This window comes from Janthinobacterium sp. LPB2021202312-11-4, assembly GCF_037049705.1.
Taxonomy (GTDB): Bacteria; Pseudomonadota; Gammaproteobacteria; order Pseudomonadales; family Pseudomonadaceae; genus Aquipseudomonas.
The window spans coordinates 1-17,131 of record NZ_JBAGKV010000056.1; the positions used below are offsets into that span (position 1 = coordinate 1).

Consider the following 17,131-nt stretch of genomic DNA (forward strand, 5'->3'; position numbering starts at 1 on the left):
TTGAACTCCAAATGGTTGGAGTATCAAAAAAACGGTGGGTACTTCAGACCTTCCCTAGGGGTTCGAATCCCTATTCTCGCTTCGCAAATGTCTTGCCCAAAGGCTGCAATCGACCCAGGCGTGTGAAAACTACATTTATTAATTTATTGTCGCCATTACAGATAAATGACTTTGAGCCATTGCTCGGTTATAGCCAACTAATCTAGAAGTTGAAAACCATCCGTGGAAAAGGCGGCTAACCTCGTAATCGAGCAGCGGAAGTGTGCATGATGCTGCGTTTTCTCTTACTCATGATTAACCAAGGAAAGGATTTCCCATGGAAAGCTTCGCTATCGCAGCATCTCAGATTAACTGGAACGGCGGACAACGTATCACCCTTAATGCGGGAGATACTGCAACGTGCACAACACTCCGTCCTGGTCAGATTTATGGGATTTTCATTTATAACTCTGCTCAGAGTGACAATAATGCTGCTGTCAATGTGGTGTGGAGCAATAGTCAGCCACCGGCAACAATTACTGTTCCTGGTACTACAGCTAATGCGGGCCTGGCCTCGTTGGGTTTTGTCTCGGGCAGTGATACGCAGACCATTTCGGTTTCGTTGCCAAGCAATAGTGGTATCGCTCAGGTCGAAGCTTGGCTGGGCAGCACCAGCATGCCTACCAATACCAGTGGTCTGAACAACTCTCCGTTGCAGGCTAACGGCGATCAGTATGCGTTCAACAAATATAACCGGTATTATGCAGTACCTCCGTCAAAATGGATGAATCTGACAATCGTCAGCAAAATCACCCAGTTCATTTCGTGCCAGTTCCGTGAGGCCGCTGCTACTGTATTTGTGATCAATGAAACCTCGAATGGTTTGCTGGCTGGCCAAGTAACCAATATTGGGCCTACCGCCTCGGAAAAAGGGGCTGTAACCATCTCTGCAACGCAAATCCAGAGCATTTCCAACAATCTGCAAGGTGATGGTACGCAATGGGTGTGGATGGATGCTGATAGTCAGCAGGACTCTAAAAGTGCGAGCATTTCTTTGCAGTCGCTCTAAATCAGTAATTAAGTAAGGAAAAAGGGCCACACGGTGTGTGGTCCTTTTTATTACAGCAGAAACTCAATTTGTGACATCGATCAACAGGTGCTATGCGGTGATATGGTTTATCGATAACAGATGTGCTGTTGTATCCGAGAAATATGTTTCGCCCAATCCCATCCTCATGATGCTCCCCGCTTTAGAGAGCAAGATGTCGATGCTCCTCTGCCGGTCGACGATCTGTAATCGGTAACACGATGCCTAAACCGCTTTTTGCCAAAAACGTCTGTCAACACTCTTTAGATTGACCATCGCTAGGGTTAACGAATGTGCCACAGAGCATATTTTTCCGTTGCGGGCGGAGGGTGCGTGACATTCACCTAGTTTAAGGATAGATCACGGAATAGCTCAGTCAAAACTGGACGAAATTCGGGCGTTTCTCGGCCTGTGTGGCTCATCTCTCTGTTACGAAGTTAATTCTCAGGAGATGTGACCATGCAAAACGAGCGCTTTCAGCTTCGCCCAAGTACCAGCCACAAAAAACCTTGGCTGATTGAAGACACCAAATCGGATCCGCAAGAGGATCCCGTCCTCTACCATTTTTCATCGAAGAAAAAAGCAGTCGACTTCAAACGGATGATGGATTCCGAGCACGCCGCTAACCAGAAGGGCGTCGCATGAGTACTGTGGCCACTGAGGTCTACCAGCGAGGCGAATCTCGTTTCAACATGGTGGGGCAAAAGCTTCCGGATCACCTGCATATCACCGACAAGGTGATCACCCAGGGGCTGGCGTTTCGCTTGGCACGTTATGCACTGCAACGCCTAGATGATGCCGGTTTCGCCAAGGCTGTCGAGGGATGGAAACTCACCGTGTACACGATGGATGCCGATCTGCCTTCGAGTGAACGCTACTACTCAGTACGTTGGCAGAACGACTCGGGAGGCTACATCGATGTCAATGGCATCCTGACGTCCCGGGGGTGGCCATCGTTGGATCATGGCTATTCCATAGGGCACGAGTAGCAGCAGTCAATGCTCCCGCAAAACGCTCTAACAGGGCGCGACAAAACCAACTTTATATTGTGAACGCACTACCCACCCCGGCCAACGTGCCGGGGTTCTTCGTTCTGGACCTGCATGGAGAAGGAAAAAACCATCGCTGGGAAAATCTCATTTTTGGGGTGTAAGCCGGAACCCCAGAAAATTCCGTCAGCCGCCCCCAACAGGGGTTGTACGCCCAAACCGCCGAAATTTCCGGCAGGCCTATAAATGCGTATTTTGAGACTGAATGGCATTGCGCAAACGTTCGTTTGCACCGCACCTAAGGAAACTCTGAAAAAGACTTCCAGATTTGGTGAAATACGCACCTCGCACAAACTGAACGGTTGAGCCCCGATGAAACAGATGTCCTTCGCCGATGCCGAGTATGCCGGCAAACGTAAGCAGACACGCCGCGAGCGCTTCCTGATCGAGATGGATCAGGTGGTGCCCTGGAAGGGATTGCTTGCTTTGATCGAGCCGCATTATCCAAAGGGCGAAGGGGGCCGTCCGGCGTATCCTTTGATGGCCATGTTGCGGGTTCATCTGATGCAGAACTGGTTCGGCTACAGCGATCCGGCGATGGAAGAGTCACTGTATGAAACCACGATCCTCAATTTCCGTCGCTTGTTGGAAAAGCATGAGTTGGCGGGCGAAATTTTGCAGGTCATCAATAGCTATCTGGGTGATCGTGGCCTGCTGTTGCGTCACGGCACGGTGGTCGATGCGACGATCATTCACGCGCCGAGTTCGACCAAGAACAAGGACGGCAAACGCGATCCCGAAATGCATCAGACGAAGATGTATGGTCAGCCCACCTCCTGCAACCCAGCGTGATGAACGGTAAAACATGCTTGCGCTAATGTATCCGGGCTCATGGTGAGCACGGTCATTAGCGCTCGGCCCTTGATGAGAAATCGCTCCCAACTGTCCTTGATAAAGGGATCAGCTTTAAAAACTATCTTCGTCTCCAGGTTTTCAGTCGGGATGTCTGCCGTTTATCGTCATCATCACTGTCGTCGAAAAAGCCGGTAGTAACTCGGTTGGGTCAGGCCATTTGTTACGCGTTGTAGCTACCGCCTCGGGCCAATACAGCCCAGACGATTCTTGCCATTTTGTTGGCTAGCGCACAGGCGACCTTGTTCGGAGGCTTGCGAGCCAATAGTTTTCTTACCCAGGCACCGAGGGCATCGTTTCGCTTGTCGATTCGTATCATCAGTGCGTGAGCGCCTTGCACCAGCAGGCAGCGCAGATATTTATCGCTGCGCTTGCTGATGCCGAGCAAGATCGTCTTGCCCCCGGTTGAATACTGTCGAGGCACCAACCCGAGTGACGCGGCAAAGTCACGTGAGCTTTTGTAAGTCGAAGCGTCGCCGACATCGGCCAAGAGCGCGCTAGCGGTGAGAGGGCCGATGCCGGGGATGCTCAACAAGCGCACGCCCGCATCGTCCTCAGACAATTGCTGCTTGATCTCGACATCGATTGCTTTGATATCTCGAGTCAGGCGTTGGATATCGAGCAGCATCCGCTCAACCGCATTGCGCAGTCGAATTGGCAGTTCATGGTTTTCCATTAACGCGGGTACCTGCTACAAAGCAGCGTATCCAATGGGGAAGATGATGCCGAATTCCAGCAGAAAGCCGTGCACCTGGTTGATGATTCCCGTGCGATTATCCACCCAAGACTTGCGCAGCTTGTGCTCGGTCGACAGGACCTGCTGCTCAAGGGTCTTTACCGGAACCGAGCGGGTTCTGGGTCGCGACGCAGCTTCGCAGATGGCCTCTGCATCGGTAAAGTCATTCTTGTTGCCGGTGACGTAGGCCTTCACATGCTGCGCCGCGATTAATTGCACTCGGTGGCCTAAGCCCTCAATCTGCCTAGCCAGCCACTGCGAACCGCCGCAGGACTCCATGGCAATCTTGCAGTTTGACAACTGCGCCAGATACGGCAGCAATTGGCTACGATTGAGCTTCTTGCGCAAGAGCTGATTTCCTCTGGCGTCCTGGCCATGCAAGTGGAAGGTGTTCTTGCCGATGTCGATACCCAGAAGCGTCACGGTGTTCATGAGAGATCCTCCTTCGGTAAAGAGAGAAACCTGGTAAGTCTAGACTCACCGGGCTTCTCGGACCGGGCTGACCATCTCATTAAGGAAATATGTATTTCTTCGGGATGAAAGCGCACATCGGCGTCGACGGCGAATCCGGCTTGGTGCATAGCCTGGTGGGCACGGCGGCGAATGTAGCGGACGTGACACAGGTCGATCAGTTGTTGCACGGCGAGGAAACTTACGTGTACGGCGACGCGGGGTGCCTACAGAATTCGGAAAAAATCGCACGCTAAGAAAAATCGTACGCCTTGAGGCTGCTCCAGCAGCCCCTATACTGGTTTTGTCTAGGGGGAGGGAATGGGAGGCCCGGTACGCATTCTAGTGATCATGTCCATTGTGATATCGCTTTCGGCGTGCTTTGACCGCTCAATTTCAGGTAGTTATGTGGCCAAAGACTCATCAAGCGCTGAGCTCTTGCAACTTACTCAGGCCCAGGACGGAAAGATCGTAGGAACCCTACAGCACATAGCTCTCAAAAGCGGTGGAGGGATAGAAACTGAAACGTCGATGACAAACGTAAGTGGAGTCGTTGATGGTAAGAGTCTGACCCTCACTGTGTCTCTGGCCAGTCTCCCAATCAGTCGGAACCTCAGTGGAACGGTCACCGCATCGTAAGCGTCCAGCCGCCCCACCTTTACTTGCTCGTGAGTCCCAGCGGCAATAACTCATCGATTCGGCTGTTCGGCCAGGCGGGGAGTTTTTCCGGCGTGTCTTTAAGCCAGGCAGCAGGCTCAAGGTCGTTGAGTTTGGCGGTGGCTAGCAAGCTTTGGATTGCAGCGGCGCTGCGCCCGGAGCGTTCAGAGCCGGTAAACAGCCAGTTCTTTCGCTTATGCCAAGCTTGGCATAAGCGAAATTATCCGCAGTCGAAAATTATGCTCAGTTCGCCCGTACCCGGTTTTGCGATCGCATAGCCCGCCTGCTTTCCGGGTTTCCTGGCGCGTTTCGAGCACGCCATAATTTTCGGTGGTTTCCTGTAGAGCCCCCTCTCTCTACAGGAGCACACCATGCCTGCGGATCAATACCTGGCGAGACTTTCTTGCCGCCAAGAATTCAATAGCAGCCCGCTCGGCGCCACCGTAACCCCTTACGTCGAAGCCCTGCTTACCCAGTGCTACGCTAAGTCCACGATCCGCCTCTATCTGCATGCTCTGGCCCACTTCGGTCATTGGATGAGGGCCGAAGCGCTGTGTCTGGAGAGCATCGATGCAGTGCTCACCGAGCGCTTCGTACACGAGCATTTACCTGCCTGCACCTGTTCTATGTCGTTGCATTCCGGTGTGGCCGATACCCGGGCGGCACTCCGGTACTTGCTGAAGCTACTGGCACAGCAGCGTCCAGTGAAATCAGCCGGAGATGATCCGATCACTGCTGAACTTGGCCGGCTTGGTGATTATCTTCAGAACATCTGCGGCGTGGCACCTCAAACGAATGCTCGTCGATGCAAAGATGTCGGGGCACTTCTCGCTTACTGCTTCGGAGCCGAACCGCTTGCTCTATCATCACTGTCCGGTGCCCAGATTGATGCGTTTCTGGCTACATTGATTTCGCACTTGCGTCCGGCATCGCTGCGGGTGGTGTGCAACAGTTTGCGTAGCTATTTTCGTTTCCGTGCCTTGCTGGGGGAGTCGACCGACACACTCTCGGCGACGCTCCCGAGGGTCGCGGACTGGCGGCATGCCACCTTGCCCAAGACGCTCTCGGACGCCCAGTTGGAGGCGTTTCTCAAGGCGTTCGATTGCTCAAATCCAGTCGAACTGCGTGACTACGCCATTGCACGCTGCCTGCTTGACCTTGGCTTGCGTGGCGATGAAGTGGCCCACCTGACACTGAAGTCGGTCGACTGGCGCAACGGCACGCTTACGCTCGACACCAGCAAGAGCAAACGCGTACAGCAATTGCCCCTCCCAGTGCCCACCGGTGAAGCGATCGCCCGCTATCTGCAATACGGACGACCGCAGACAACCGACCGCAATTTGTTCGTGCGCCACCGTGCGCCCGCCGACATACCGCTCAGCGTGGCAGCCATTCGCAACGCCATGAATCGCGCCTTTGTCCGCTGCGGCTTGCGTGATCAGTTCTGCAATACCCATGTCCTGCGCCGAACCACGGCAACCCGTCTGCAGCGCGCCGGAGCGTCGGTCAAGGAAAACGCCGACCTACTGCGCCACCGAAGCATCGACACGGCAAGCGCCTACGTCCGCGTCGACCTAGAGGGTTTGCGCGCCGTCGCATTGCCCTGGCCCGGGAGTTGCTCATGAAGACGCCGATCTCCTGGATGTCACACGTCGAGGCGTATTTGGCGCTTCGGCGTGGTCTCGGATTCAAGCTGACGATCGATGAAGCTCAGCTCAGATCATTCGCCCGTTTCGCTGACAAGATCAGCACGGCGGATCATCTGACGGTGGCGCTTGCCGTCGCATGGGCCCGCGCTTCACGGCGTCAAGACCCACTCACATGGGCGCGCCGCATTGAGGTTTTGCATGGTTTCGCTCGCTTCTGCCTGCGTCTCGATCCGGCCACCGAGATTCCGCCACACGGCCTCTTCGGCTCTGCTCACCGGCGGCTACCCCCCCCACATCTACACGGCTGCGGAGCTGGTCATGCTCCTTAAGGCTACCGATGATCTCATTCCGATCAACGGGCTGCGCGCCGTAACCTGCCGGACTGTATTTGGATTGCTGGCCGCGAGTGGGCTGCGTATCGCCGAGGCGCTCGCGCTCACGCGTGCCGACGTCGATCTGGCGAGCGGGGTACTCTGCATCAAGGACGCCAAGTTCCATCAGCGTCGTCTGGTGCCGCTTCATCCGAGCGTTACCGAACAGCTGCGCGCATATGCCCTGCGGCGTGACGAACTCGTATCGCGGCCTGCTTGCGAACGGTTCTTTCTGCGAGATGACGGCCAGCCGGTCAATCGGCGCGCAATGCTGTACACCCTACAGACATTGTGTCGGCAACTCGACTGGCAGCCGCGCGGGAACCATGCACATCACCGTCTGCACGATCTGAGACACACCTTTATCGTGGGCAGTATGCTGCGCTTCTACGAGCAGGGCATCGATGGTGAGCACGCCGTACTGGCGCTATCGACATACGTGGGGCATGCCAAGGTAAGTGACACCTACTGGTACTTCACCGGTGTGCCGGAACTGATGACGATTGCGGCTGAGCGCTTCCACCGTTATGCACTGGGAGCATCGCAATGAACCCCTTACTGGCCGATTCTGCCGAATTTTCTGCCTTGCTCCAGCGCTTCTTTGCCGAGCGCCTCATTCAACAAAAGAACGTGAGTCCGAGAACGGTGATCGCTTACCGTGACACGTTCCGTCTGCTGCTGCGCTACGCCGAAAGCGAGAGGGGCAAACCGCCCGCCAAGCTGACGCTGAACGACTTCGATGCGACATTGGTGCTCGATTTCCTGGCCCATCTTGAAACCGAGCGCCACAACTCGGTGCGCAGCCGCAACGCGCGCTTGGCAGCCGTGCGAGCCTTTGCCAATTATGTGGCCTTGCAATGCCCGCCAGCTCTGCAGCTGGCCCAGCAAATCTTGGCCATCCCGATGAAGCGCTTCGACAAACCACTGCTCGGGTTCCTCTCCCGCGACGAGGTTCAGGCACTACTCGCCGCGCCCGATGCCAATACATGGTGTGGCCGGCGCGATCGTATCCTGATCGCGCTGCTCTACAACACGGGGGCCCGAGTCTCCGAGTTGATCGGCATCCGCGTGGCTGATGTGACACTGGAAGCCACGCCCTCGGTGTGCCTGCACGGCAAAGGGCGTAAGCAGCGAACCGTGCCGCTGTGGAAGGAAACGGCCGTCGAGATCCGTCACTGGATGCAGTACGTTGGTTTGCGGGCGGAGCAGCCCCTCGTCCCCAGCCGACGCGGACTGCCGATGACGCGCTCAAGTGTGGCTGAGCGGATTGCCTTGGCTGTCACTGCGGCGATAAAGACGTGCCCCCAGTTGCAGCAACGCAAGGTATCACCACACACGCTGCGTCATTCGACAGCCATGCACCTTTTGCAGGCCGGGGTGGATATCACCGTCATCGCTCTATGGTTGGGCCACGAAAGCCCGGTCACCACTCACGGTTATGTCGAAGCAGATCTGGCCATGAAGGAACATGCCCTTGCCACCATCGGACCACCCGAAACCAAGCGCACGCGCTATCGTCCGACTGATGCCTTGCTGAAGTTTCTGGAAAGTCTCTGAAATTATGCAACGTCGGCAGTGGTGTGCAGCCAGGCGTACTGCCACCGCCGCCGTATACCCGACATAATTTCCGACTGCGGATAATTTTTGCCCAGGGCGATCGGTCGGATAACGTTGTCGGGTAGTCAGACGCGGTTACCAGCGTCCAACCCCCTAAGAACCGTGCATGCGAGTTTCCCAGCACACGGCTCAAGCCTCTGCTAAGGCGCCTCTAGGCACCCGGTTGAGCATCATCGGCATAGGCAAATTGCACATCCCTCGGGCAGCGCAGGTGGTAGATCTCAAGATTGGCTGCTGCGTCCGTCCCGCCATGACCTAGCTTCACAACATGGCGACTGTGCCACGGCGTGTCTTTGGTCACCGGCTTGAAGCAGGCGCAGCACCTGCCGCCCTGTTGCACCCATACCCGATACAGCTTGGCTCTGCCTTTAACGGAAGTGAGCATCTTCTTGCCCCAGCGGGATTCGAAGTACTCATCCCATGCAGGGTCGTGGGGGTTGGCAGCAGCCTTAATCTTGATATGCCGCACAATCGGCGTGTCTGAGGCGTCTACTAGCGTGTATTGACGCTTCCGACCATCGGCTGATTTTTCGGTACACGAGAATACCCAACGGCGCGCCCCTTGTACTTTGAAATATCGATCCTTTACCCATCGGCGTGTTTTGCGAGGGTGGCGACGTACCGCCCATCGCCAGAGCATTTCCCACACTGCGCTGTCCACCTGGTTGAAGACCTTCTTCGCGACGACATGGCTGTGATAGTTTGCCCAACCCCGTAAAACCGGGTTGAGCAAACCTATCAAGTTCGCCTGTCGTATCGTTTTGTTGATCTTGATCAACTCCCGCAACTTGGCAAGGAGAGCCCCGATGTTCGCCTTAGACGGCTTGATCAGGAGCTTGCCGTTGTACTTGCGCAGGTTCCATCCGAGGAAGTCGAACCCGTCCCCTATATGCGTTATTTTGGTTTTTCCGGAGAGAGAACAAGTCCACGCTCTGCCAGAAATTCAACCACGGCGGGCCTGACTTCATTCTCCAGCCACTCTTTCGAACAGCCAGTGATGATGAAGTCGTCAGCATAACGCACCATTTGCATTTTTCGGGCCGGCGTTTTGCAAGGTAGTTGTCGCGTCAGTCGTGTTTTTTATGCCGCTATTTTCAGTGCCGGCTGCTCCCTCTCTGGATTGGTTGCTGATCTCGATCTCGATCTCGATTTCGGTTCGACTGGTTAGTTCTTTCTTGCCCCCGACCTGGGCGATGGCCGAACGTAGCTGATGATAGAACTCGATGCGGTTTTGTGAGCGGTGAACGTTACGTTCTAATTGCGGATTGCAGATAACGCAGTGTGTAGATGCTACGGACCAGCTTGTCGAACTCGAAGATTGTGAAGATTGCCCGTCGTGTCGGATTCTGAGCAGTGTAAGTGCACAGCCTGAGATTTCACTGTTCTGGATCAATGTTTCGCTTTGTAATATCTCCTACCTTGAAAAACGCCGCTTGCTGCAAGATAGTGCAGCAAGGAGCTGACGCAAGAATCCCCTGAACTTTTCACGGAAGAACATCGCAATGCACTGCCTAGAAAGAACCTTCGATGTCCAGCCTTTGGCGCAGGCGGATATGACTGTCCACATCAACGGCCAGGCGGTCAGCGCCGCCATCGGCGAAACTGTCCTCAGTGTCATTCAGTCTATTGGTGTGCGCCAGGTTGCACGTAACGATCACAACCAGATCAGCGGAGCCTACTGCGGCATGGGCGTGTGCCAGTGCTGTCTGGTGAAAATCAACGGTCGCCACAAGCGTCGCGCCTGTCAGACCGTGGTACGTGAAGGCATGCGCATCGAAACCCAGGTCAACCGCATCACTGCGCAGGAGGTCGTATGAACCTGCAACCGGTGATTGTCGGCGGTGGCCCGGCGGGAATGGCGGCGGCCATCGAGCTGGCTTGCCACGGTGTGCGCTGCACCCTGCTTGAAGAGGCTTCGCGTCTGGGCGGTGTGGTCTATCGCGGCCCGCTGCGCGATGGTGTGCAGCTGGATTATCTCGGCCCGCGTTACTCCAAAGCACTGGGCAAGTTGCACGGTGAATTCCAAGAGCAATCCGGCCTGATCGATGTACGCCTCAACCATCGTGTGGTCGGCGCTGAAGGCACCCGCGCATTGGTCGTGCTGGACGGCGATGAGCAACTGCACGAGATCGAGTATCCGCAGTTGCTGCTGGCTGCCGGTTGCCACGAACGCAGCGTGCCATTTCCCGGCTGGACGTTGCCCGGCGTGCTCATGCTTGGCGGTCTGCAATTGCAAATCAAAAGTGGCGTGGTCAAACCGCAAGGCCCGGTGATCATCGCCGGTACCGGGCCGTTGCTGCCGCTGGTAGCGACTCAGTTGCACGCCTCGGGCGTCAGCGTGGCGGGCGTGTACGAGGCCTGCGCGTTCGGCAAGATCGCCCGTGAAAGTCTGGCGCTGTTGAACAAACCGCAGTTGTTCCTCGATGGCGTGAGCATGCTCGCGTACCTGAAACTGCACGGTATCCCGATGAACTATGGCTGGGGCGTGGTCGAAGCCCACGGTGAGGGCGAACTGAAAAGCGTCAGCGTGGCGCCGTACTCGGCCAATTGGGAGCCGGACATGTCCCGCGTCGAACGCTTCGAGGCGAAAACCCTGGCGGTCGGTTACGGTTTTATCCCGAGAACCCAACTGAGTCAGCAAATGGGCCTGGGTCACGGTTTCAGCGACGACGGTTATCTGCGCGCCAATTCCAATGTCTGGCAGCAAAGCAACGAACCGCATGTACACCTGGCCGGCGACATGGGTGGGATTCGTGGCGGCGAAGCGGCGATGCTCGCTGGCAAGATCGCCGCGACCTCGATCCTGCTGCAGCGCGGCGTGCTGGAAAAAGAACTGGCCCGCGTGCGCCGTGATCGCTATCTGGGCAAACTCAAAGCCATCGTGCGTTTTCGTGCAGCGGTGGATCGCTACACCGAACGCGGCGTCGGCCAAACCGCGTTACCGGCGGCTGACACGGTCATCTGCCGTTGTGAACACGTGACCCGCGCCGATATCGATCGCGCGCTGGAACAAGGCGTGCAAGACATCGCCAGCCTGAAAATGCGCACCCGCGTGAGCATGGGCGATTGCCAGGGACGGATGTGCGTCGGTTATTGCAGCGATCGCTTGCGTCAGGCCACCGGGCGGCAGGACGTCGGTTGGTTGCGTCCGCGATTCCCGATTGATCCGATTCCCTTTTCTGCATTCCAGTCTGTCGGCACGGAGGCCGCTTCTCATGAGTAAGTCCTACGATGTGGTCATTGCCGGTGGTGGCGTAATCGGGGCTTCCTGCGCCTATCAATTGTCCAAGCGAAAAAACCTCAAGGTTGCATTGATCGACGCCAAACGCCCCGGCAATGCAAGCCGCGCCTCGGCCGGAGGTTTGTGGGCGATTGGGGAGTCGGTGGGCCTGGGGTGCGGGGTGATTTTCTTTCGCATGATGTCGGCCAACCGCAAGCGCGAAACCCAGGGCGCTGCGGTGGCAGTGGATGCCAATACGCCGCACATTCTGCCGACGTCGTTCTTCGATTTCGCCTTGCAGTCCAACGCGCTGTACCCGGCGCTGCACCGCGAGTTGATGGAAAACCACGGGGTGGATTTCAAGTTCGAGAAGACTGGGCTGAAGTTCGTCATCTACGACGATGAAGACCGGCTCTACGCTGAACACATCGTTGGCTGCATTCCGCATCTGGCCGATCAGGTGCGCTGGCTTGATCAGGCGGCGCTGCGTGAGTCCGAGCCGAGTGTCAGCCAAGAAGCACGCGGGGCGCTGGAGTTTCTTTGCGACCATCAGGTCAGCCCGTTCCGCCTCAGCGATGCTTATACCGAAGGTGCGCGGCAGAACGGCGTCGATATCTACGTCAACACCAATGTCACCGGCGTGTTGCATCACGGCTCGCGAGTGACCGGTGTGCAAACGGCCGAAGCCGGGGTGTTTCACTGCAAGACCTTGATCAACGCCGCCGGTGCCTGGGCGGCGGACCTGAGCGAGTGGGCCACAGGAGTGCGCATTCCGGTGAAACCGGTGAAAGGCCAGATTCTGCTGACCGAGCGCATCCCGAAAATCCTCAACGGTTGCCTGACCACCAGCGATTGTTATGTCGCGCAGAAGGACAACGGCGAAATCCTGATCGGCAGCACCACCGAAGACAAAGGCTTCGACGTCACCACCACCTACCCGGAAATCGCCGGGTTGGTGCAAGGCGCGGTGCGTTGCCTGCCGGAGCTCAAGGACGTCAACCTCAAGCGCACCTGGGCCGGGCTGCGTCCGGGGTCGCCGGATGAGCTGCCGATTCTTGGGCCGATGCGTGGGGTGGAGGGTTATCTGAATGCTTGCGGGCACTTTCGCACCGGCATTCTGACCTCGGCGATCACCGGCGTGCTGCTGGACAAACTGCTCAACGATGAGCCGCTGCCGCTGGATATCACGCCGTTTCTGGAGGAGCGATTTGAGGTGGTGCCGGTCAAGCAAGTGCTTGAACCAGAGCCGGCCTGACCCCAATGTCATCAACTTAAGCCGCCGCCCCTGGCCAAGGCAAGCAACCCAGGGCTTGCCTTGGCCTGACCGCCGCACTGCTGGATCGACTGCTGCATCATGCGCATAATCGTGCAGATCAGCGGGCAGAGCTACCGTCTGAAAGACAAGTTGAAATCAGGTCAGGTGAAAACCCACGAAGCGACGATTTCGCACACGTAGATTGAGTTTTATAACCGCCGGTTTGGCAGGCCACCGTTTTTTGAACTCCCGATGGCTGGAGTATCGAGAATTCGGTGGCTACTTCAGACCCTCCTTAAGCAAGCCAAACCACTTCATCCGTTAATCAGTATTGCAAAAAAATGGGGTGACCATAGATTTTCAATCAACGCCAACACACACCACAAATGCAGAGATTAATCGTGTGGAAAGCTTGATGCTACGTAATGAGTCCATAGGTCCCTCGACTAACTCTCAATTGGCTGACCCCAGCAGGCTTGCGTTCGTCACTATATCCGGCAATGTATCTATTTACTTTAATGGCGATCTCATTTTTTGAGTTTGTACGTTATTTAGCTTGCTAAGATTTTTGCTGCAATCAGCCATATGTTTGACTCGGCATGACGAGCCTGCGGAATAAGGTCTCGGCCTGCGCTACCTGTCAGTGCCATAAGCAACATCTTCGGTACCGGCGCGCATATCCATTGGCTCGGTGGCGAGTCAGATGGAATCGATGTGAATCATCGCAGCAGATCTCGAAGAAGGTTACGCAAGCAGCGGCCCTTTCAGTTGGCCAGTTCACTTTGACGGTGCCGCGCGCATGCTGGATTTCAACGCAAATATTCGACGATACAGCGAGCGAATTTGCTCCTGACAACTGTATGGGTAACGGAGTAGATGCGGGTTGCAGCGCCGTGTTTTTCTGCGTTTGTACCCGAAGTTTCTTCAGTGCTTATCTCTGGATAGATATGTTGAGTAAATACATCAACTATTCGTGGCTTGTCAAAAGCTTAGTTAAATACCAGAAAAAACAAAAATTAAACTTGCCAATTAAATTCAACTTTATTTACCCTCCACCCACGCGCTTGCTGCCCTTCCGCAGGAAGTGGATTCTCGGCGCCAATATTTTGTTCAAGGAGAAAAGAACATGGATCCCTTTGTCGGTGAAATTCGCCTGTTCCCTTGGGATTGGGCACTTGAAGGCTGGCTCCCTTGCGAGGGCCAGGTTCTGCAAATCAGCTCCAATGTGGCGCTGGGTTCCCTATTAGGCAAAACCTATGGCGGTGACGGCGCCACCACATTCGGCCTGCCGGATCTGCGTGGCCGGGTCGCCCTGGGGCAGAACTACAGACCCTCCACTGTCGATCCGATCATGGATACCCACGCTTTGGGCTCAACTGGCGGTAGCGAAACAATCACACTGCCGCAAGGCTCGCTGGTACAGCACACTCATGCCACGCATGTCTCGACCAACTCAGGTACCGCCGGCCCCTCCGGCAACATCCCCGCCGTCAGCTCGAACTCCCTAGGCGCCGTTTCAAAACCGACCTATACGGCTGACAAGAGCGCCCTGGTCAACCTCAACATCGCCACCGTAAGCCCAACACAAGGCGCGCCCATGCAGAACATGCAGCCCAGCATCGTCGGGTGTTTCTGCATCGCCACGGTCGGTCACTACCCGCCGCGCCAGTAAACGCTGTTTACAGACCCTCAAGCAAGGAAACTGACATGTCTGAAGCCTTCGTCGGAGAAATCCGCATGTTCGCCGGTGACTATGCGCCGGAAAATTGGGCGTTGTGTGACGGTAGGTTGTTGCCAATCAACAACTTTCAAGCCCTGTACTCGCTACTGGGCACTCTGTATGGCAGCAATGGCAGCACCTACTTCGGCCTGCCTGACTACCGTGGTCGCCTCCCCATGGGCCAGGGCTCGGGAACCGGCCTGACCCCAAGGACGCTGACAAATACCTTTGGCGTGGAAGAAGTGACCATGTTGCCGGAAAACACGGCAGCCCATACCCATGCCTTTATGGTGAGCACCAAAGATGCCGACTCTGCGAGTCCGTCCCCCAACAACATGACCTTTGGCAAGTTTCAAGGCGCGGGGATCATCGCCGGGCTGTACAGCGCAGGAACCGGAACGTCAGCAGCCATGCCGCTGAACCCGGCTTTTCTCGATCCGGCGCTGATACCGGCCAGTGGAACCGCGAAGCCCCATAGCAACCTGATGAGCTCATTGGCGATCAACTACATCATCTGCCTGGTCGGCCTCTATCCGACCCGAAACCAGTGACCCCTCTCACTCAATCTGGAATGACCGATCATGGATGCTTTCATTGGTGAAATCAGGCTGTTCCCCTACAATTTCGCACCGCAAAACTGGGCGTACTGCGACGGCTCGCTCATCACGGTCCAACAGAGTCCAGTGCTCTACTCGGTAATTGGCAACCTGTATGGCGGCACCCCCGGCCAGAACTTCAAGCTGCCCAATCTCAACGGACGCGTGGCCATGGGGGCCGGCCAAGGGGCCGGGCTGACCTTCAGGCCAATTGGCACTGCGTTAGGTGCCGACCGGATAAACATGCAGCCCAATAACTTCGCCTCACATACGCATCAGGTCGTGGCAAAGGACGGCAAAGAATCGGCGGCAGCCCTGGATACCCCAGACGGTAAAGCCTACCTGGCGCAGCCACGCAACTTACGTCTGTACAACAACGCGGCGCCGTCCGCGTCGGCCGCTAAATTGGCGCCCGAAACAGTGAGGGCAGCGGGTAACGCCTCAGCTCAGGTGACGCTGCGCAATACCATGCAGCCCTTCCAGACGTTGTCCTACTGTATCTGCCTGAATGGCGAGTACCCGATCAGAGCCTCATGACTCACACCTCCAATCTCCAACTGCCGGCAGGCTGCATGGCTGTACTGCGCAAGCAGAATAGCCACGACCTGAAATTTCTGCAGGAGCTGTTCGTGTCACGCCGCTGGGCCGAAGTCAGCACCGTCGCGGGCTGGAGTAACGCTCAGCGCCGGGCTTTCCTGCACTCCCAGGCCGAACTGCAACGCCAGCACTATGAAAAACACTTCCCTGCGGCGGACTTCCTGATCGTCGAGCAGGCCGGCAGTCCGATTGGTCGGCTGTGTGTGGATTGCGAAGCAGTCGATGTGCGAATTGTCGATATTGCTCTGCTGCCGGACTGGCACGGCCGGGGCATTGGCACTGAGTTGCTGCGGGCGGTACTGGCCAAGGCCGACGCCAAGCGTCAGCCCTGCAGCCTGAGTGTCGAGCAAGGCAGCCGGGCCCGCAGGCTTTATGAACGACTGGGCTTCCGACCGGGCGCCGACACCGGTCTGTACACCCAGATGCACCGTCCCGCGCGGGTTGCCGCCCGGGAAGAAGTAGACAGGCCCTGACCATCGATCATGACCAGCCCCAAAGGGGCCGGCTGTAACCGCTGGGCCTTTATTAACATTCACGCTGGACCCGACCCTCGAACCGGTCGCAAGGCAGGAAGCCCTCATGAGAACACCGCTTACCGCGCTAGGTACCTGGCTGACACGCCCGCTGATTTCACTCTTTCTGCTCCTGGTCATGTTGACCATGACCAGCCAGGCCATGGCGGCTGCCCCGGTAATCACCAATCCGGCCTCAGGCAGCACCTTGCCCAGCGTGGCGGTGGGCCAGTCCATGAGCATCACCATCACTTCCGTCGGCGGCACGTTACCCCTGGACCGCTGGGTAGAGTGCGACGCCAATGACCCGAACTACGATGGCGTGACCCCCTGCCTGCCGCCGGGCCTGATCCTCGACGCGTCACCCGGCAGCGCGACCACCGTTTTGCACGGCACCCCGACCACCGCGGGCAACTACACGTTCAGTATTACGCTCAATGACGGCAACAACGATGGCGGGGTCGCCACCTACAACCTGCTGGTCACCAGTTCCGCGACCCCGACCCTGACTTCGGTAACCCCGAGCAGCGGCAGCACGGCAGGCGCCACCTCCGTGACCCTAACCGGCACCAACTTTACCGGCGCCACGGCTGTGACCTTTGACGGAGTAGCAGCCACTGGTTTCACCGTTAATAATGCCACCACCATCACCGCCACCACCCCGGCCCATGCCGCAGGCGCGGTGAACGTGACGGTCACCACCTCGGGCGGCAGCGCGACCCTGACCAACGGCTATACCTACGCCGTGCCCGCCCCTACCGTCGGCCCGGTTAGCGCCACGGTG

16 protein-coding genes and 5 pseudogenes are annotated in these 17,131 nt (G+C 56.8%); 17 read left to right on the plus strand and 4 right to left on the minus strand.

The window, feature by feature from the left end; genetic code table 11:
- Positions 1-316: 316 nt before the first annotated feature.
- From V5E99_RS30200 to V5E99_RS30215, 4 genes and pseudogenes are all read left to right on the plus strand, one after another.
- The gene (locus tag V5E99_RS30200) at positions 317-1,048 is read left to right on the plus strand and encodes a hypothetical protein (RefSeq protein WP_499806143.1); all 732 of its coding nucleotides are present in this window, start codon (positions 317-319) and stop codon (positions 1,046-1,048) included.
- 477 nt (positions 1,049-1,525) lie between these two features.
- Complete coding sequence (locus tag V5E99_RS30205) at positions 1,526-1,711, plus strand: hypothetical protein (protein WP_499806145.1); 186 nt, start codon at positions 1,526-1,528, stop codon at positions 1,709-1,711.
- Positions 1,708-2,055, plus strand: a complete 348-nt coding sequence (locus tag V5E99_RS30210; RefSeq protein WP_499806147.1) for a hypothetical protein — start codon at positions 1,708-1,710, stop codon at positions 2,053-2,055. Before V5E99_RS30205 ends, V5E99_RS30210 begins: the two co-directional genes overlap by 4 nt.
- Positions 2,056-2,427: 372 nt before the next feature.
- Positions 2,428-2,883, plus strand: a pseudogene (locus V5E99_RS30215) (transposase); the annotation flags it as partial.
- Between the two features lie 247 nt (positions 2,884-3,130).
- Here the strand turns inward: V5E99_RS30215 and V5E99_RS30220 are convergent.
- A pseudogene (locus tag V5E99_RS30220) lies at positions 3,131-4,135 on the minus strand (IS110 family RNA-guided transposase).
- 83 nt (positions 4,136-4,218) lie between these two features.
- Between V5E99_RS30220 and V5E99_RS30225 the strand changes: the two are divergent.
- Positions 4,219-4,377 (plus strand): annotated as a pseudogene (locus tag V5E99_RS30225) (transposase); the annotation flags it as partial.
- A gap of 434 nt (positions 4,378-4,811) precedes the next feature.
- On the opposite strand, the pseudogene V5E99_RS30230 reads toward V5E99_RS30225, so the two are convergent.
- Positions 4,812-5,003 (minus strand): annotated as a pseudogene (locus tag V5E99_RS30230) (transposase domain-containing protein); the annotation flags it as partial.
- 178 nt (positions 5,004-5,181) lie between these two features.
- Here V5E99_RS30230 and V5E99_RS30235 point away from each other — a divergent pair.
- Genes V5E99_RS30235 through V5E99_RS30250 form a run of 4 tightly spaced genes read left to right on the plus strand, consistent with a single transcriptional unit; the run spans position 5,182 to position 8,387 of the window.
- Entirely contained in the window at positions 5,182-6,435 is a 1,254-nt protein-coding gene (locus tag V5E99_RS30235) for a tyrosine-type recombinase/integrase (RefSeq protein WP_499806149.1), read from the plus strand.
- Positions 6,432-6,788 carry a hypothetical protein gene (locus V5E99_RS30240; protein ID WP_499806151.1) on the plus strand — a complete coding sequence of 119 codons (357 nt, stop codon included), beginning with the start codon at positions 6,432-6,434 and terminating at the stop codon, positions 6,786-6,788. The genes V5E99_RS30235 and V5E99_RS30240 overlap by 4 nt, the downstream gene beginning before the upstream one ends.
- Positions 6,778-7,380 (plus strand): tyrosine-type recombinase/integrase, encoded by a 603-nt coding sequence (locus V5E99_RS30245; protein ID WP_499806153.1) that lies wholly within the window; start codon positions 6,778-6,780, stop codon positions 7,378-7,380. The genes V5E99_RS30240 and V5E99_RS30245 overlap by 11 nt, the downstream gene beginning before the upstream one ends.
- Complete coding sequence (locus V5E99_RS30250; protein WP_499806155.1) at positions 7,377-8,387, plus strand: site-specific integrase; 1,011 nt, start codon at positions 7,377-7,379, stop codon at positions 8,385-8,387. Before V5E99_RS30245 ends, V5E99_RS30250 begins: the two co-directional genes overlap by 4 nt.
- A gap of 211 nt (positions 8,388-8,598) precedes the next feature.
- On the opposite strand, the gene V5E99_RS30255 is transcribed toward V5E99_RS30250, so the two are convergent.
- Together V5E99_RS30255 and V5E99_RS30260 are read right to left on the minus strand one after the other, a co-directional pair.
- Entirely contained in the window at positions 8,599-9,234 is a 636-nt protein-coding gene (locus V5E99_RS30255) for a group II intron maturase-specific domain-containing protein (protein WP_499806157.1), read from the minus strand.
- A gap of 333 nt (positions 9,235-9,567) precedes the next feature.
- Positions 9,568-9,817 (minus strand): annotated as a pseudogene (locus V5E99_RS30260) (Tn3 family transposase); the annotation flags it as partial.
- Between the two features lie 183 nt (positions 9,818-10,000).
- On the opposite strand from V5E99_RS30260, the gene V5E99_RS30265 reads away from it, so the two are divergent.
- The 8 genes from V5E99_RS30265 to V5E99_RS30300 form a co-directional block, all read left to right on the plus strand.
- The gene (locus V5E99_RS30265; protein WP_499806159.1) at positions 10,001-10,264 is read left to right on the plus strand and encodes a (2Fe-2S)-binding protein; all 264 of its coding nucleotides are present in this window, start codon (positions 10,001-10,003) and stop codon (positions 10,262-10,264) included.
- Positions 10,261-11,670, plus strand: coding sequence for a cyanide-forming glycine dehydrogenase subunit HcnB (gene hcnB / locus V5E99_RS30270; protein WP_499806161.1), 1,410 nt, complete (start codon positions 10,261-10,263; stop codon positions 11,668-11,670). The genes V5E99_RS30265 and hcnB overlap by 4 nt, the downstream gene beginning before the upstream one ends.
- Positions 11,663-12,922 (plus strand): cyanide-forming glycine dehydrogenase subunit HcnC, encoded by a 1,260-nt coding sequence (gene hcnC / locus V5E99_RS30275; RefSeq protein WP_499806162.1) that lies wholly within the window; start codon positions 11,663-11,665, stop codon positions 12,920-12,922. The genes hcnB and hcnC overlap by 8 nt, the downstream gene beginning before the upstream one ends.
- A gap of 1,126 nt (positions 12,923-14,048) precedes the next feature.
- Positions 14,049-14,594 carry a phage tail protein gene (locus tag V5E99_RS30280; RefSeq protein ID WP_499806164.1) on the plus strand — a complete coding sequence of 182 codons (546 nt, stop codon included), beginning with the start codon at positions 14,049-14,051 and terminating at the stop codon, positions 14,592-14,594.
- Between the two features lie 35 nt (positions 14,595-14,629).
- Positions 14,630-15,193, plus strand: a complete 564-nt coding sequence (locus V5E99_RS30285) for a phage tail protein (RefSeq protein WP_499806166.1) — start codon at positions 14,630-14,632, stop codon at positions 15,191-15,193.
- A 30-nt stretch (positions 15,194-15,223) separates the two neighbouring features.
- The gene (locus V5E99_RS30290; protein ID WP_499806167.1) at positions 15,224-15,775 is read left to right on the plus strand and encodes a phage tail protein; all 552 of its coding nucleotides are present in this window, start codon (positions 15,224-15,226) and stop codon (positions 15,773-15,775) included.
- A complete protein-coding gene (locus V5E99_RS30295; protein ID WP_499806168.1) occupies positions 15,772-16,308 on the plus strand; it encodes a GNAT family N-acetyltransferase in 537 nt (178 codons plus the stop codon). The genes V5E99_RS30290 and V5E99_RS30295 overlap by 4 nt, the downstream gene beginning before the upstream one ends.
- A gap of 106 nt (positions 16,309-16,414) precedes the next feature.
- On the plus strand, positions 16,415-17,131 hold a 717-nt coding region (locus tag V5E99_RS30300), incomplete at its 3' end, for an IPT/TIG domain-containing protein (protein WP_499806169.1).

Excerpts from the sequence above, each read along its gene's own strand:
- V5E99_RS30200 (WP_499806143.1), top strand. The coding sequence starts at position 317 with ATGGAAAGCTTCGCTATCGCAGCATCTCAGATTAACTGGAACGGCGGA.
- V5E99_RS30295 (WP_499806168.1), top strand. The coding sequence starts at position 15,772 with ATGACTCACACCTCCAATCTCCAACTGCCGGCAGGCTGCATGGCTGTA.
- V5E99_RS30210 (WP_499806147.1), top strand. The coding sequence starts at position 1,708 with ATGAGTACTGTGGCCACTGAGGTCTACCAGCGAGGCGAATCTCGTTTC.
- V5E99_RS30265 (WP_499806159.1), top strand. The coding sequence starts at position 10,001 with ATGACTGTCCACATCAACGGCCAGGCGGTCAGCGCCGCCATCGGCGAA.
- V5E99_RS30235 (WP_499806149.1), top strand. The coding sequence starts at position 5,182 with ATGCCTGCGGATCAATACCTGGCGAGACTTTCTTGCCGCCAAGAATTC.
- hcnC (WP_499806162.1), top strand. The coding sequence starts at position 11,663 with ATGAGTAAGTCCTACGATGTGGTCATTGCCGGTGGTGGCGTAATCGGG.
- V5E99_RS30245 (WP_499806153.1), top strand. The coding sequence starts at position 6,778 with ATGCTCCTTAAGGCTACCGATGATCTCATTCCGATCAACGGGCTGCGC.
- V5E99_RS30205 (WP_499806145.1), top strand. The coding sequence starts at position 1,526 with ATGCAAAACGAGCGCTTTCAGCTTCGCCCAAGTACCAGCCACAAAAAA.
- V5E99_RS30280 (WP_499806164.1), top strand. The coding sequence starts at position 14,049 with ATGGATCCCTTTGTCGGTGAAATTCGCCTGTTCCCTTGGGATTGGGCA.
- V5E99_RS30250 (WP_499806155.1), top strand. The coding sequence starts at position 7,377 with ATGAACCCCTTACTGGCCGATTCTGCCGAATTTTCTGCCTTGCTCCAG.
- V5E99_RS30240 (WP_499806151.1), top strand. The coding sequence starts at position 6,432 with ATGAAGACGCCGATCTCCTGGATGTCACACGTCGAGGCGTATTTGGCG.
- V5E99_RS30290 (WP_499806167.1), top strand. The coding sequence starts at position 15,224 with ATGGATGCTTTCATTGGTGAAATCAGGCTGTTCCCCTACAATTTCGCA.
- V5E99_RS30285 (WP_499806166.1), top strand. The coding sequence starts at position 14,630 with ATGTCTGAAGCCTTCGTCGGAGAAATCCGCATGTTCGCCGGTGACTAT.
- hcnB (WP_499806161.1), top strand. The coding sequence starts at position 10,261 with ATGAACCTGCAACCGGTGATTGTCGGCGGTGGCCCGGCGGGAATGGCG.